Below are 14,219 nucleotides of genomic sequence, written 5' to 3'. Positions count from 1 at the left end.
CATCTGGTGCATGACATCGCCCATCCTCACCAGGTGTACGGGTCGAAGGTCCACGTGCCGTCGGTCGACAACACGACGGCGCCGTCCACCCACACCTCGCAATCCTCCGCGGTCACGATGCCGTATTCGCCCGAGGCCGAGGCGAACGCGGCGACGAAGTCGGCACTGCCCCGACGGGTGGTGGTCACGAGGAACCCCGCCGTCGCGGAGTACTCCGAGAACTCGAACTCGGGACCACGGGTTAACAGCCAGGTGACGCCCGACATCTCGTCGCCCTCCGAATTGTCGATCGCGATGGAGCAGCCCGCGGGTTCATAGGACGTCGATGCGATGCAGGCGTCCACGTACGCGCGGACCGCAGCGGTCGCCCCTTCCTGCCCGAGCGCCGTCAGTGTCGGGTACAGATACGCCGTCGGCCTGCCGTCCCATTCGGCCTCCACGCTGGGCACCTCGAAGTCGAAGAAGCCGGTGGTCGAGTCGGCCGCGATGTCGTACTTCCCCGGTCCGACGACGTAGACCGTCGTCTCGTCCACCGTGCCCACGTGCGCGCCTCCGACGGAGAGGTCCAGCGCACCGAACCTGACCGTGGGCACCGTGATGGTCGGCAGGCTCGCCGGTTCGATGCGCCACGCGCTGAACCACAGGAAGCCGGACGGCTGTGCGCGCAGCGTGAACGCCGTGGTCTGCCCTTCACCGCCGCGCTCGAACGCCACGTCGACCGTGGCGACCCCGTTCTCGGTCCGGGTCGCACCGACGCGATAGGCCGTCGGGCGGTCGGTCGCGAGTGCATACCGCTCATCGGTCAGGAGGTCGACGCTGTAGCCGAGTTCAGCGGCGGCGGCAGCGGTCCCGTCCATCGCGACGGCCCGTTCGAGGTGCCCGTCCTCCAGTGCGTCGAGATACGGCTGCAGCATCACCGACGGTGCCGTGGCCGCTGTCAGCGACACCGACGCGCCGATCACCCAGGCCGCGGCGACGACGACCGTGGCGGCGATGACACCACCGAGGGCGACCGGACGCAGTCGGTGCGACGGCGGAGCGACGGGGGCGACGCTGCCGCCTCGGGTGGCTGGTTCAGCGGTGTCGGCCGCGCCGACGGTCGGGTCCACGTGCACCGGGCATCCTTCGATTCCGGGTCGCAGGGAGGAGCTGCCGTCCCGGAACCCGCAGCGCCTCGCGCATCGGGACGGACGTGGCGGAGGACCGCACGCGTTCGAGGCAGCACCGCATCATCTCACCTCACAGCCGCGGAGCACCAGATGCCACCGCCGCCGCTCACCAGTCGTGGACGGTGCCGTCCGTCAGCCGGTTCACCGGCAGGTACGCCTTCGTGTACTCGAATGCGGCAGCCGCGTCCTCGTCGAGTTCGACGCCGAGGCCGGGCTGCTCGCCGGGATGCAGGAAGCCGTCGTCGAAGGTGAAGGAGGTCTGGAACACCTCGAGGGTCTGCTCGTTGTGGGGCATGTACTCCTGGATCCCGAAGTTGTGGATCGCGAGGTCGAGGTGCAACGCTGCGGCCATCCCGATGGGCGAGATGTCGGTGGGGCCGTGGATGCCGGAACGGATCCCGTAGACGGCCGCGAAGTCGAGCAGTTTCCTCATCGCCGTGATGCCACCGGTGTGCGTCACCGCCGAACGGACGTAGTCGATGAGGCGCTCGGTGATGAGGGTCTGATAGTCGTACACCGAGTTGAAGACCTCGCCGATCGCCAGCGGCGTGGTCGAGTGCTGGCGGACGAGTCGCAGGGCGGTCTGGTCCTCCCCCGGTGTGCAGTCCTCGAGCCAGAAGAGCTTGTACGGCTCGATGTCCTTCGCGAACCGGGCGGCCTCGATGGGCGACATGCGGTGGTGTCCGTCGTGCAGGATCCGGAGGCCCGTCCCGAAGTCCTCGCGGATCCGTTCGAAGACGCCCGGCATGTGCGCGAGGTAGCCGGCGGTGTCCCAGGACTCCTCGGTCGGTGCCGTGGCAGCCGAGCCGTCCGCCGCTCGCTTCGCCGGCTCGTAGTCGTAGCGGACGCCGGGCCCTGAGGCGGACACCCCGTACACCTGCCCGAGCCCCGGCACACCGGTCTGGACGCGCACCGCGGTGAACTCGAGCTCCTGATACCCGGTGATCGCGTTGGCGAGTGCCTGGTAGTCCGTCCCCGAGGCGTGCGCGTACGCCCGGATACCCGATCGGCTCGCACCGCCGAGCAGCTGGTACAGCGGCACCCCGGCCTTCTTGGCCTTGATGTCCCAGAGCGCCATGTCCACCGCGGCGATGGCCGCCATCGTGACGGGGCCGCGCCGCCAGTAGGGTCCGCGGTACAGGTACTGCCAGGTGTCCTCGATGCGGTCCTCATCGCGGCCGATCAGCATCGACGCGACGTGGTCGCCGAGGTACGACGCGACGGCGAGCTCGCGTCCGTTGAGGGTCGCGTCACCCCAGCCCACGACACCGTCGCTGGTGGTGATCTTCAGGGTGACGAAGTTCCGGCCGGGACTCGTGACGATGACGTCCGCGCGTTCGATGCTCATGGGGGTTCCTTTCGAGGAGGTCGGGTGCCGGTCAGATGGCGTCGCGCGGGTCGGTGAGGTCCCGAGCGGCGACTTCAGGCATCCAGATGGACGCGACCAGGGCGCGGAGGGTGAAGACGCCGAGCATGATGATGATCGGGATGAAGGAGCCGGTGGCGGCGGACACCCAGGCGGCGGCGATGACGGGGCCAGCGCCGGTCGCCACGATCGTGGCGAGCGGTGCGACGGCGGTCATCGCCTACAACGACCTGGTCGCCCTCGGTATCGACGCCGGCATCACCTCGATGGGCAAGCGCTGCCCCGAGGACCTCAGCATCATCGGCACCGACGACATCGAGATGGCGTCCATCCGCCAGCCCGGTCTCACCACCGTGCGGCTCGCGATCAACCGGTGCGGGTCGCTGGCGGTCGAGGTGCTCCTCCAGGCCATGGCCGGAGGGTCGCCCCGTTCGGTCGCGAGTCTCGACTCGCAGCTCATCGTGCGCGATTCGACGGCACCCCCGCGTCGGGACTGACGCGGCGGACCGCAGCTCCCCCGATCAGCCGGCGTTCCATCGGTGGAGACGAGCGGCCGCGAGACCCGACACGACCGCGCACGCCGCCATCAGACTCCAGACCACCGCGAGCGGCACGGGCTGAGGGCCCTGGGAGATGATCGCCTCGAGTGCGCCGACGATCCAGGTCGTGGGCAGGAGCCGGAAGAGACCGGCGACCCACTCCGGAAGGGCCGCGAGCGGGAAGAGCGCCCCGGATGTGGCGAGAGCGAGCATCGGCAGCAGGTACGCGAGTTGCATGGCGATGTCCGGGTTCGACAACCGCGCCGCGAGGAGGTAGCCGAAGCCGAGCAGCATCGCGCCACCGAGCAGGATCGTGCCGGCGATCGCGACGAGGTCGGGGAGTGGACGGGTCGGCACCGTCCAGGCGGCCAGGGCGATGATCACCGCAGCCTCGACGACGACCAACCCCACGCGGATCGGCAGATGTCCGAGCAGGTAGGCGTCGCGACGGGCCGGCGAGGTCGACAGCGCCCGCAGCAGGCCGGTGCTGCGATGCCGGACCAGCGGCACCGTGGTGAGCATGAACGCGATCGCCATCGATCCCGTGCTCGAAACGAGCGGGAGGCCACGCTCCAGCACACCGGCAGGCGCGCCGGACGCCGTCGCCACGAGGGCGTCCACACCCCAGAGCAGTGCGATCAAGGCCAGGAAACTCGCCACGAGTGCGATGACCGAGCGCGGGTCCCGGACGAGGTCACGCGCGTGGGCCGCGGCGAAGCTCCGCACCTGCGCCGGGAACGCATGCGTCGTGCTCATGGGCTGTGGGCCGGGTCGCCCGTGTTCGCTGACGTCGGCCGGTTCGCGAGATCGATGAAGAGGTCCTCGAGTGATCCGTGCGCCACTCGGAACCCGCGCGGTCTGAGACCGGTGGAGAAGGTGAGTCGACGCAGCACGGCGTCAGGGTCGTCGGTCACGATCCCGACCAGGCTGACGTCGCCCTTCGCCGTCACGGTGATCTCGCCGGGGAGGTCGTGGGAACGCAGCTCGTCCGCGGTGGTCGGGCCGGGGATCTCGAAGGTCACCGTGGCCGTGGCAGCGTGTTCCCTGACCAGGGTCTCAGGCTCCCCCGAAGCGGCGATCGAGCCGTTCACGAGGACGGCGATCCGGTCGCAGACCTGGGTGGCCTCGTCCATGTGGTGCGTCGAGAGCAGGATCGTGGTCCCGCGTTCCTGCTGGCGCCGGATGATGCCCCAGAGGTTCCGTCGGGCCTGCGGGTCGAGTCCGGCCGACGGCTCGTCGAGGACGACGATCTCGGGATCGCCGATCAACGCGATGGCGATCAGCAGGCGCCGCTCCTGGCCGCCCGAGAGGTGCTTCACGCGCACGCGCCGCGCCTCGCGCAGATCGAGCTCGTCCAAGACCTCCTCGGGGCGCCGCGCGTCGCGGTAGAACGACGCGAAGAGGTCGAGCGTCTCCGCGACCGTGAGCGTCGGGAACAGGGTGGCGGCCTGCGGCTGCACCGCCATCCGCTCGGTCAGGTACCGGCGGTCGATCGCCGGGTCTCGTCCGAGCACCCGCACGGTTCCGTCGGTGGGACGGCGGAGACCGACGATGGTCTCGAGTGTGGTGGTCTTCCCGGCACCGTTCGGTCCCAGCAGTCCGAACACCTCGCCCGCGCGGACCCGGAGGGAGACGTCACGCAGGACGCTGCGGTCGCCGTAGCGCTTGCTGAGCCGGTCGACGGTGACGACCACTCGGTCCGGTCCGTTCATCGTCGTCCTCCAGACGGCGGGGCATCGTGTTCACCCGGGAAGAAGATCTCCTCGATCGGGCGGGAGAGCAGTGCGGAGACGCGGAACGCCAACGGCAGGGACGGGTCGTAGCGCCCGGTCTCGAGTGCGTTCACCGTCTGCCTGGAGACGCCGAGTGCTTCGGCGAACTGGACCTGGGTCCACCCGCGTTCGGTGCGCAGGACGCGGACGTCGTTCTTCATCGGGTGGCCCGGAAGGAGACGACACCGATGGTCACGCCCCAGACCGCCATCCCGCCGATGAACACCCACCATTCCGGCTGGGGGACGACGACACCGGCGGTCGACAGGAACACGACCGCGAGACTGATCAGCATCGCCGCACCGAACCCGATGGCGAGACTCAGCACGATCACTCCGCGCTGCAGTTCGTCGACACGACGCACGTGCCGGACGAGCGCGATCGCGATCCACACCACCGGCACGAGCGGGACGAGCGCGACCACGACGGCTGCGGGCGATCCCGGCTCGGTGGGGAACAGTTCCGGCAGGAAGAGGAACGTCACGAGGAACCCGACGGCACCGGCCGCGATCTCCCACATGTATCTGCGGGACGCACGACGCTCCTGTGGCGTCGATCCCCGTGTCGTGTGCTCGTTCATGCAGCCACCTCTCGTTGTGTGTCGGACGTCGTGGTCGTCCGCCCGTCGCGCTCGGACTGATCCCACTCGAACCACCGCACGGCGAGCACGCCTGCTGCGACGGTGACGAGCGACATGAGCCCCCAGAGCGCGGGGACGGGGAGGAACGGTTCGGCCCCGGTCAGTGAGGCACTCGCGGCGGCGGCGAACCAGGTGGTCGGCAGGCAGTCCATGGCGACCTGCACGGCGGCAGGGAGGATGGACTGCGGCAGGAGCCCACCCGACGCGAACACGAGCCCGATCGTCACCATCACCATCGTCTGTTGTGTCGCCTCGGCGTTCCGCGATCGGGCGGCGAACACCAACGCCAGAGCGAACAGCATCGCCGCTCCGAGGAAGAACGAGACCCCCAGGGCGAGGAGGTCCACACCGTCGACGTACCTGCGCCAGACCGCGATCCCGGTCGTCAGCACCAGGATCCCCACCGCCACCAGCGCACGCAAAGGGAGCTGCGCGAGGAGGAACGTCGACCGTCGGAGCGGCGTCACACCGAGCAGCCGGAGCAGCCCGCGCTCCCGCATCGCCACGAGCGGGACGGTCGTCCCGACGAACGCCAGGCTCGCGACCCCGACCAGGACCACGATCCCGAGGTTCTTCTGGAGCGGGTCGATCTTCACGTCGCCCTCGTCATCCGTCACCGTCACGTCGTGCGCAGGGACGCCTGCGTCGCGCAGCCCCCGCCAGACCGGGTCCCACGCAGCCTGGTCGGCAGCGTCGAGCACGACCAGGGCGCTCCCTTCGTGCACGGTCACCCGCGTGTTCCGATCGGGGGCGTCGTCGGTGACCAACCGCACACCGGCCCGCTCCAGAGCCGAGGGGACTCCCGGGTCGTCCGTGTCCAGCGCGACGACCGGAGCGGGGCCCAGGACGACGAACGCGAGCCACATGGAGACGTAGATCACGAGGACGATGCCGGTCATGAACCACATCGAGATCCCGGTGAGCGGGTTCCTGAGCACGTCGCGAGCGCTCATCGACGCCAGCCTGCGGAACGCGGCACCACCGCGCCCCGCGCACTTGGTGAGCGCCGCCATCAGCCACACACCTCGGGTCCGCGATCCGCGGTGACAAGGAAACCTGACATACGTCAAGCATGCTTGTCACACGATGACGTGTCAAGTGACCTTGTCAGCGCGCGACGGACGCCCTGGCTCCACGAACATCGAGACCCGACTCGACGATCGACGCCGACAACGACGAAGGCCCCCGATTCCTCGGGGGCCTTCGTGTCACATCCACTGGTGCGCGAGGCGGGACTTGAACCCGCACGCCCTTTCGAGCACTGGCACCTGAAGCCAGCGCGTCTGCCAATTCCGCCACTCGCGCGAGACACCAGACGTCACCGCTCTCGCGGCAACTTATCGAGGATAGCACGCGGAGCCCGGGTGGCAGAACACCGGAGATCCGCGCCAGAGCAGGACGAAACGGCCCCGACGGTCGGGCGTCGATGCTGATCTCCTGCTGCCGAGCGGGTGAACACCTGGCGTCGGCGCCCGCGTCGATTGGCCTCGTGTGCAGGCAAACCGTCTAACATTGCCTGGACACCGACACGAATCGAGAGACCGTGGGCATTCTGGACAACTTCGAGAAGGGGCTCGAGCGCGCCGTCAACGGCGCCTTCGCGAAGACCTTCAAGTCCGGACTCCAGCCGGTCGAGATCACGAGCGCGCTCCGACGCGAGCTCGACACCAAGGCCGCCGTCGTGTCCCGCGACCGCATCCTCGTGCCGAACAAGTTTACCGTCCGCATGTCGCCCACCGACTTCGAGCGCATGGACGCCATCGGTCCCTCCCTCATCGACGAGCTCGGTTCGCTCGTCCAGAAGCACGCCAAGAGCCAGGGCTACTCCTTCCCCGGTGCCGTGACCATCAAGCTCTCCGGCGACCGCTCCCTCCCCGACGGCCTCGTCCAGATCGACAGCGTCAACCTCAAGGGCTCCGTCACCTGGGCGCCCGTGCTCGACATCGGCGGCAAGCGGTACCCGATCACGCAGGCCCGCACGGTCATCGGCCGCGGAACCGAGGCCGACATCACGATCCCCGACACCGGCACCTCGCGGAAGCACGTCGAGATCCTCTGGGACGGCAACGCAGGTCAGGCGCGCGACCTCGGCTCGACGAACGGCTCGAAGCTCAACGGCCAGCCCTTCCGCCAGGCGGCCCTCTCCCCCGACTCCGTCATCGAGATCGGCCGCACCAGGATCGTGTTCCGGGTGGTCGCCAAGGCCGGCGGATCCGATCGCCAGATGAGCGACGCGACCCGACGTCACGATGTGTCGTCCTTCGGCGACTCGTGGGGGGACGGCGCGTGAGCGAACTGACCCTGCTGGTCCTCCGCATCGGCTTCCTGCTCCTGCTCTGGACGTTCGTCTTCGGCATCGTCTACGCCCTCCGCACCGACCTCTTCGGACCGCGCGTCCGGAAGCCGCAGCAGTCGTCGAACGGCGCCCTGGCCACCCCGCCGCAGCCGATGCGCGCCGCGGCCGCCCCGGCCCCCAGTCGGCCCGCCGCCGGTGGATCGAGCGGAACGCCTCCGCGCGCCACGGTCGACAACACCTCGCGCCTCGTCATCGTGTCCGGCCCCAAGCAGGGCACCGAGCTCCCACTCGGCCGCGAGCCGATCACCATCGGTCGTTCAGCGGACTCCGGCCTCATCATCCGCGACGACTACACGTCGACGCATCATGCGCGCCTCATGCTCTGGAACGACGAGTGGATGGTCCAGGACCTCGACTCCACCAACGGCACCTTCCTCGCCGGCAAGCGCGTGAGCGTCCCGACGCAGATCCCACTCGACACCCCCGTCAAGGTCGGCCAGACCAGTTTCGAGTTGCGGCGGTAACCCGGTGACGACCAGCGGCGCCGGCGCAGCGCTCTCCCACGTGGGTAAAGTGCGCTCAAACAACCAGGATTCCGGCTACTCCGGGCACCACCTGTTCGTCGTCGCCGACGGCATGGGTGGCCACGCCGGCGGTGACGTCGCCTCGGCGATGGCACTCAACCGCATCATCGAGGCCGACGAACCGTATCCGTCCTCCGAAGCCGCTGAGGCGACGCTCCAGTCCGCGATCCTCGCGGCGAACTCCATCCTGGGCGACACGGTCTCGAAGCACCGCGAGCTGACGGGCATGGGCACCACGGTCTCCGCGCTCGCGGTCATCGGCAACGAGGTCGCCATCGCCCACATCGGCGACTCCCGCATCTACCTCTTCCGCGAGGGCGAGCTCAGCCAGATCACCGTCGACCACACCTTCGTCCAGCGCCTCGTGGACTCCGGCCGGATCACCGCCGAGGAAGCGATGGTCCATCCCCGCCGATCGGTGCTGATGCGCGTCCTGGGCGACGTCGATGCCTCCCCCGAGATCGACACGATGACGCTCGGGACGCAGCCGGGTGACCGCTGGATCCTCTGCTCCGACGGCCTCTCCGGCGTGGTCGACGAGACGCACATCACCGCGACCCTCACCGAGAAGCTCTCAGCGCAGCGCACTGCCGAGAAACTCGTCCGGCAGAGCCTCGACCGCGGTGCACCGGACAACGTCACCGTCGTGGTCGTCGACATCGTCGACGAGCCGGTGAGTGACGGCGAGCCCGTCGTCGTCGGTTCGGCCTCGAAGCCCGTGGCCTTCGCGCTCACCCCGTCGGTGAAGAAACCCTCGTTCATCCCCAACAGCTGGCTGCACCCCGGCCGGGTCACCTCGCTCGGCAACTCGCACTTCGAGCCCGCCTCCGAGGACTACCTCGACGAGCTCATCGAAGAGGACGAGCGTCGTGCGAGACGTCGGCGCATCACCTGGCTCGTCGGCCTCATCGTGGTCATCGTCGCAATCGTCGGCGGGGTCGTGCTCGGGTACGCCTGGACCCAGACCCGCTACTTCGTCGGCGGCGACGACGACACCGTCGTCATCTACCAGGGCATCCAGCAGGACATCGGCCCCATCCAACTGTCGAGCGTCAAGGAGGACACCGGCATCCCGCTCGGCTCGCTCTCCGACTTCGACCGCCAGGCCGTCGACCAGACCATCAGCGCGTCCTCGTTCACCGAGGCCCTCGACATCGTGAAGCGATTGCGGGTGACCGATGACCAGTGACGTCGCAGCCCCCATCCAAGCCGACACCGGCGTCATCAAGACGATGCGCCGACTCCGGCTGCCGAAGAAGCTCCGCAACCTCGAGCTCGCGCTCCTCATCTTCGCGTTCGCCATCAACGCGGTCGCGGTCATGCTCGTGCAGCTGGGCGCGCTCGGACACCTCGATTTCGCTCTGATCACCTTCGGCTCGGGCCTGTCGCTCCTGGTCCTCGCCTTCCACATCGTGCTGCGCTACACCGCGGCGGAGGCCGACCCCTTCCTGCTGCCGATCGCCACCGTGCTCGGCGGCGTCGGCATCGCCGAGATCTACCGGATCGACATCGCCCTCGGCGACTCCGGTTGGGCGAGCGCCGCGGTCCGACAAATGGTGTGGAGTGCGATCGCGATCGCCGGAGCCATTGCCGTGGTCCTGATCATCCGCAACCACCGCGTCCTCTTCAAGTACACGTACATCGCCGGCCTCTTCGCCTTCGTCCTGCTCCTGCTGCCCCTGCTGCCGGGCATCGGTCGCGAGGTCAACGGCGCCCGCGTCTGGATCGGCATCGGCGACGCGGTCACCTTCCAGCCCGGCGAGATCGCGAAGATCGCTCTCGCGGTCTTCTTCGCCGGCTATCTCGTGCGCACGCGCGACAGCCTCTCGATGGTCGGCAAGAAGTTCCTCGGGATCCAGTTCCCCCGCCTGCGCGACCTCGGTCCGATCCTCGTGGTGTGGGCGATGGCGATGGGCGTGATCGTCTTCCAGCGCGACCTCGGAACCGGTCTGCTCTACTTCGGCATGTTCCTCGTCATGCTGTACGTCGCGACGAGCCGTGCCAGCTGGATCATCATCGGCCTGACGATGTTCTTCGCCGGTGCGTTCATCGCCGGTCAGACCCTGTCCTACGTCGCCGGTCGTTTCCACAACTGGTGGGACGCCTTCAACCCGGAGGTCTTCGACCGCGACGGCGGCAGCTACCAGCTCGTGCAGGGCATCTTCGGCCTCGCCCACGGCGGACTGCTCGGCACCGGGCTCGGCCAGGGCATGCCCGAGATCACCCCAGTCCCGCAGAGCGACTACATCATCGCCAGCCTCGGTGAGGAGCTCGGTCTCGCCGGTCTCTTCGCGATCTTCGCGCTCTACCTGCTGCTCGTCTCGCGGGGCTTCCGGGTCGGCTACGCCGGTACCGACGACTTCGGCAAGCTCCTCTCGGTCGGCCTGGCGTTCACCGTCGCGCTGCAGGTCTTCGTCGTCGTCGGCGGCGTGACCCGCATCATCCCGCTCACGGGGCTCACCACGCCCTTCCTGGCGGCCGGCGGGTCCTCGCTCGTCGCGAACTGGATCATCATCGCCGTCCTGCTCCGCATCTCCGACACGGTCCGAACCCAACCCAAGGCGGTGGTCTCATGAATCGCGAACTCAAGCGGGTGAGCATCGTCGTCCTGGCGATGTTCCTGGCGCTCTTCGGGTCGACCACGATCATCCAGATGTTCCAGGCCGACACCCTCAACGCGGACGGTCGCAACACCCGGACGCTCTACGACAGCTACCGGACGGAGCGGGGTCCCATCCTGCTCACGGACGGGACCGCCATCGCCTCGTCCGTCGCGAGTGACGACGAGTACAAGTACCAGCGCGTCTACGCGAACGGCCCGCTGTACGCGCCCGTCACCGGTTACTTCTCGCCCACCCAGGGCTCGTCCGGTCTCGAACTCGCGACCAACGACCTCCTCAGCGGTACCTCGAACTCGCAGTTCCTCGACTCCATCAACCGGCTCATCTCCGGTCAGGCACCGAAGGGTGCCGCGGTCGAGGTCACCCTGGACCCCATCGTGCAGCAGGCCGCCTTCGACGCACTCGGTGACCAGGAGGGCGCGATCGTCGCCATCGAGCCGAAGACGGGCAAGATCCTCGCCTCGGTGTCGAGCCCCGGCTACGACCCGAACGTCCTGGCCAGTCACGACAACGCGGCCGTGCTCGACGCCTACCGGACCCTCGACGACGACGACCGCCAGCCACTCCTCAACAAGGGCGTCGACGGCGACCTCGATCCGCCCGGTTCCACGTTCAAGCTCGTCACCGCGGCCGCCGCGTTCGCGTCGGGCGACTACACGCCGGAGTCGGAGTTCCCGAACCCCTCCACTTACACGCTGCCCGGGACGAGCACCGTCATCCGCAACTCCGAGGGTGGAAGCTGCGGCGGCGGCGCGACGGTGTCCATCGCGACGGCCGTCGAGCTCAGCTGCAACATCCCGCTCGCGGAGCTCGGCGTCGAACTCGGCTACGAGAAGATCCGCGACATGGCGCAGAGCTTCGGCTTCAACATGGACGTCAACATCACCGGAACGGGACTCAACCCCATGCCGATGCAGCCGAGCACCTTCCCGAACGCGCTGAGCGACGACCAGACCGCCATGGCCGCCTTCGGGCAGTACACCGTGCGGGCCTCGGCACTCCAGATGGCCATGGTCTCGGCCGGTATCGCGAACGGTGGCATCGTCTGCAACCCGCAGCTGGTGAACCGCGTCGTGAACCCCGATCTGAGCGTGCTCAAGGAGTTCGAACCGGCGCAGTTGTCGCAGCCGATCTCGAGCTCGGTGGCCAAGGAGATCACGGACATCATGGTCCAGGGCGTCCAGAGCGGTGCTGCGACTAATGCAAGAATAGATGGGGTCGATGTGGCTGGAAAGACAGGCACGGCACAGAACGGATCCGACGATCCGTACACGCTGTGGTTCACCGGTTTCGCGCCTGCGGACGACCCGAAGGTCGCCGTGGCGGTCGTTGTTGAAGATGGCGGTGGACTCGGACAGGACGGTTACGGCAACCTCGTGGCCGCGCCGATCGCGAAGAAAGTACTAGAGGCGGTGCTGAACAAATGAGACCGACAGCCGGGCTGACCTTCGGAGGTCGCTACGAACTGCAATCTCGCATTGCGATCGGTGGCATGGGCGAGGTGTGGCAGGCCACTGACCTGGTCATCGGCCGGACCATCGCCATCAAGATCCTCAAGGACGAGTACATGGGGGACCCCGGGTTCCTCGAGCGGTTCCGCGCCGAAGCGCGGCACGCCGCACTCGTGAACCACGAGGGCATCGCCAACGTCTTCGACTACGGCGAGGAGGACGGCAGCGCGTTCCTCGTCATGGAACTCGTGCCCGGTGAGGCCCTGTCCACCGTGCTCGAGCGCGAGCGTGTCCTGCCCACCGACAAGGTGCTCGACATCGTCGCGCAGACCTCGTCGGCACTCCAGGCCGCGCACGCCGCAGGCCTCGTCCACCGAGACATCAAGCCGGGCAACCTGCTCATCACGCCGGACGGCCGCGTCAAGATCACCGACTTCGGCATCGCCCGCATCGCCGACCAGGTGCCGCTCACGGCCACCGGTCAGGTCATGGGCACCGTGCAGTACCTCTCGCCCGAGCAGGCGAGCGGGCACCCCGCCTCACCGTCGACGGACATCTACTCGCTCGGCATCGTCGCGTACGAGTGCCTCGCCGGACGCCGTCCGTTCACGGGCGAGTCGCAGGTCGCCATCGCGATGGCGCAGATCAACGAGCAGCCGCCGGAGCTCCCCGTCACGATCGCCGAGCCGGTCCGCCGGTTCGTCATGTCGATGATCGCGAAGAACCCGGTCGACCGTCCGGCATCGTCCGCCCACGTCGCGCGCGCTGCCCAGGCGCTCCGCCGGGGAGACCTCAACGCCGCGGCCGCAGCCGTCCCGATGATCCTCGGTGGGGCAGGCGACGCCGCGACCACCGTGATGGACCAGACCCGCCGGATGCCCGCAGCCGACGACGCGACCACGCAGTTGCTGTCCGCCGCCGAAGCGGACCAGCTCGAGGACGACGTCGAGGGCGAGGGCGAGAAGAAGCAGCGCAGCAAGTGGACCTGGCCGCTCATCGGTCTCGTCGCCCTGCTCGTCATCGTGCTGGTCGGTTCGCTGATCGCCGTGTTCGCGAACCAGGGCAACGACGCGGGAGGTACGACTCCGTCGGCCACGACGTCCACGACGCCGAAGCCGACGAAGACCCCGACGCCCACACCGACGCCCACGCCCACGGTGTTCCCGATCAACCTGAGCGACCTCCAGGGCCGGTCCTTCGACGAACTCAACACGATCTTCAGCGCGCCGCCGTACAACTTCAGCGTGTCGAGGAACGTCGGCGACCCGGCCACGACGCCGGAACAGGTCAACACCGTCTACGACGTGAACCCCACGGGCAACGTCAAGACCGGTTCGGCCATCACGCTGACCGTGTACGACGAGATCGCGGTCATCAACCCGCCGACCGAGGCACCGAAGCTCGACCAGTCGGCACTCGACGACGGATCGCTCGTCATCCCGAAGGACGCGACCTCGACCTCGATCAAGGTCGACTGGCTCGCGGTGCAGAACGCCTGCCCGACCGGGTCCGACTTCCTCGGGTACACCGTCGCTGTCTCCGGCGGCTACTTCCAGAACAACTCCTCGGGCCAGTTCGATGCGAACACCACGACGGGTACCATCACGGTCGACGCGGTGGGCACGCTCTCGGTCTCGTACGCGGTCCGCTGCAGCACCGGTACCTCCTCCGGATCGCCGTCCTCGGAGTCGATCAACGTCATCAAGGAGCAGTAGCCGATGCCGCGACGAGTGCTCTCAGGGTCATCCCTGAGAGCACTCGGAAGGTGCCCGGGTAAGCTG

General features: G+C 68.3%; 15 protein-coding genes and 1 tRNA gene. 7 read left to right on the top strand and 9 right to left on the bottom strand.

Annotated features, from left to right (window positions below; all coding sequences use genetic code 11):
- Nucleotides 1–26: 26 nt before the first annotated feature.
- The 3 genes from BWO91_RS00165 to BWO91_RS20050 all read right to left on the bottom strand — a co-directional run bounded on the left by BWO91_RS00165 (nucleotide 27) and on the right by BWO91_RS20050 (nucleotide 2,722).
- The gene (locus BWO91_RS00165) at nucleotides 27–1,109 is read right to left on the bottom strand and encodes a hypothetical protein (RefSeq protein ID WP_205847555.1); all 1,083 of its coding nucleotides are present in this window, start codon (nucleotides 1,107–1,109) and stop codon (nucleotides 27–29) included.
- A 166-nt stretch (nucleotides 1,110–1,275) separates the two neighbouring features.
- Nucleotides 1,276–2,517, bottom strand: coding sequence for a D-mannonate dehydratase ManD (manD, locus tag BWO91_RS00160; protein WP_079000390.1), 1,242 nt, complete (start codon nucleotides 2,515–2,517; stop codon nucleotides 1,276–1,278).
- A gap of 31 nt (nucleotides 2,518–2,548) precedes the next feature.
- Nucleotides 2,549–2,722, bottom strand: a complete 174-nt coding sequence (locus BWO91_RS20050) for a hypothetical protein (RefSeq protein WP_240555614.1) — start codon at nucleotides 2,720–2,722, stop codon at nucleotides 2,549–2,551.
- Between BWO91_RS20050 and BWO91_RS00155 the strand changes: the two genes are divergently transcribed.
- Nucleotides 2,697–3,032, top strand: a complete 336-nt coding sequence (locus tag BWO91_RS00155) for a substrate-binding domain-containing protein (protein ID WP_240555612.1) — start codon at nucleotides 2,697–2,699, stop codon at nucleotides 3,030–3,032. The genes BWO91_RS20050 and BWO91_RS00155 overlap by 26 nt on opposite strands.
- Nucleotides 3,033–3,056: 24 nt before the next feature.
- Here the strand turns inward: BWO91_RS00155 and BWO91_RS00150 are convergent, their stop codons facing one another.
- The 6 genes from BWO91_RS00150 to BWO91_RS00125 form a co-directional block, all read right to left on the bottom strand.
- On the bottom strand, nucleotides 3,057–3,830 hold the full coding sequence (locus BWO91_RS00150) for an ABC transporter permease (protein WP_079000386.1): 774 nt from the start codon (nucleotides 3,828–3,830) through the stop codon (nucleotides 3,057–3,059).
- The gene (locus tag BWO91_RS00145) at nucleotides 3,827–4,786 is read right to left on the bottom strand and encodes an ABC transporter ATP-binding protein (protein ID WP_079000384.1); all 960 of its coding nucleotides are present in this window, start codon (nucleotides 4,784–4,786) and stop codon (nucleotides 3,827–3,829) included. The genes BWO91_RS00150 and BWO91_RS00145 overlap by 4 nt, the downstream gene beginning before the upstream one ends.
- On the bottom strand, nucleotides 4,783–5,007 hold the full coding sequence (locus BWO91_RS00140; protein WP_064294015.1) for a helix-turn-helix transcriptional regulator: 225 nt from the start codon (nucleotides 5,005–5,007) through the stop codon (nucleotides 4,783–4,785). The genes BWO91_RS00145 and BWO91_RS00140 overlap by 4 nt, the downstream gene beginning before the upstream one ends.
- On the bottom strand, nucleotides 5,004–5,426 hold the full coding sequence (locus BWO91_RS00135) for a hypothetical protein (RefSeq protein ID WP_153303326.1): 423 nt from the start codon (nucleotides 5,424–5,426) through the stop codon (nucleotides 5,004–5,006). Before BWO91_RS00135 ends, BWO91_RS00140 begins: the two co-directional genes overlap by 4 nt.
- Nucleotides 5,423–6,439, bottom strand: a complete 1,017-nt coding sequence (locus tag BWO91_RS00130) for an ABC transporter permease (protein WP_167620405.1) — start codon at nucleotides 6,437–6,439, stop codon at nucleotides 5,423–5,425. The genes BWO91_RS00135 and BWO91_RS00130 overlap by 4 nt, the downstream gene beginning before the upstream one ends.
- Nucleotides 6,440–6,704: 265 nt before the next feature.
- Nucleotides 6,705–6,791 (bottom strand) — tRNA-Leu (locus BWO91_RS00125).
- Nucleotides 6,792–7,029: 238 nt separating this feature from the next.
- Between BWO91_RS00125 and BWO91_RS00120 the strand changes: the two genes are divergently transcribed.
- From BWO91_RS00120 to BWO91_RS00095, 6 genes are read left to right on the top strand one after another with little or no spacing between them, the layout of a single operon-like run.
- The gene (locus BWO91_RS00120) at nucleotides 7,030–7,776 is read left to right on the top strand and encodes an FhaA domain-containing protein (RefSeq protein WP_079000378.1); all 747 of its coding nucleotides are present in this window, start codon (nucleotides 7,030–7,032) and stop codon (nucleotides 7,774–7,776) included.
- Nucleotides 7,773–8,306 (top strand): FHA domain-containing protein FhaB/FipA, encoded by a 534-nt coding sequence (locus BWO91_RS00115; RefSeq protein ID WP_079000376.1) that lies wholly within the window; start codon nucleotides 7,773–7,775, stop codon nucleotides 8,304–8,306. Before BWO91_RS00120 ends, BWO91_RS00115 begins: the two co-directional genes overlap by 4 nt.
- A 4-nt stretch (nucleotides 8,307–8,310) precedes the next feature.
- Entirely contained in the window at nucleotides 8,311–9,555 is a 1,245-nt protein-coding gene (locus BWO91_RS00110) for a Stp1/IreP family PP2C-type Ser/Thr phosphatase (RefSeq protein WP_079000374.1), read from the top strand.
- Complete coding sequence (locus tag BWO91_RS00105) at nucleotides 9,545–10,942, top strand: FtsW/RodA/SpoVE family cell cycle protein (RefSeq protein ID WP_064294021.1); 1,398 nt, start codon at nucleotides 9,545–9,547, stop codon at nucleotides 10,940–10,942. The genes BWO91_RS00110 and BWO91_RS00105 overlap by 11 nt, the downstream gene beginning before the upstream one ends.
- Nucleotides 10,939–12,414: a peptidoglycan D,D-transpeptidase FtsI family protein gene (locus BWO91_RS00100; protein ID WP_079000372.1), complete on the top strand. Its 1,476-nt coding sequence runs from the start codon at nucleotides 10,939–10,941 to the stop codon at nucleotides 12,412–12,414. The genes BWO91_RS00105 and BWO91_RS00100 overlap by 4 nt, the downstream gene beginning before the upstream one ends.
- Nucleotides 12,411–14,153, top strand: a complete 1,743-nt coding sequence (locus BWO91_RS00095; protein WP_079000370.1) for a protein kinase domain-containing protein — start codon at nucleotides 12,411–12,413, stop codon at nucleotides 14,151–14,153. The genes BWO91_RS00100 and BWO91_RS00095 overlap by 4 nt, the downstream gene beginning before the upstream one ends.
- Nucleotides 14,154–14,219 lie beyond the last annotated feature (66 nt).

This window comes from Plantibacter flavus, assembly GCF_002024505.1.
Lineage (GTDB): Bacteria > Actinomycetota > Actinomycetes > Actinomycetales > Microbacteriaceae > Plantibacter > Plantibacter flavus_A.
This window is presented reverse-complemented; position numbering and strand designations above follow the sequence as displayed.

Bases quoted from the DNA above. Each gene is read 5' to 3' on its own strand.
- manD (WP_079000390.1), bottom strand. From the start codon at position 2,517: ATGAGCATCGAACGCGCGGACGTCATCGTCACGAGTCCCGGCCGGAAC.
- BWO91_RS00155 (WP_240555612.1), top strand. From the start codon at position 2,697: ATGACGGGGCCAGCGCCGGTCGCCACGATCGTGGCGAGCGGTGCGACG.
- BWO91_RS00150 (WP_079000386.1), bottom strand. From the start codon at position 3,830: ATGAGCACGACGCATGCGTTCCCGGCGCAGGTGCGGAGCTTCGCCGCG.
- BWO91_RS00145 (WP_079000384.1), bottom strand. From the start codon at position 4,786: ATGAACGGACCGGACCGAGTGGTCGTCACCGTCGACCGGCTCAGCAAG.
- BWO91_RS00140 (WP_064294015.1), bottom strand. From the start codon at position 5,007: ATGAAGAACGACGTCCGCGTCCTGCGCACCGAACGCGGGTGGACCCAG.
- BWO91_RS00135 (WP_153303326.1), bottom strand. From the start codon at position 5,426: ATGAACGAGCACACGACACGGGGATCGACGCCACAGGAGCGTCGTGCG.
- BWO91_RS00130 (WP_167620405.1), bottom strand. From the start codon at position 6,439: ATGAGCGCTCGCGACGTGCTCAGGAACCCGCTCACCGGGATCTCGATG.
- BWO91_RS00105 (WP_064294021.1), top strand. From the start codon at position 9,545: ATGACCAGTGACGTCGCAGCCCCCATCCAAGCCGACACCGGCGTCATC.
- BWO91_RS00100 (WP_079000372.1), top strand. From the start codon at position 10,939: ATGAATCGCGAACTCAAGCGGGTGAGCATCGTCGTCCTGGCGATGTTC.
- BWO91_RS00095 (WP_079000370.1), top strand. From the start codon at position 12,411: ATGAGACCGACAGCCGGGCTGACCTTCGGAGGTCGCTACGAACTGCAA.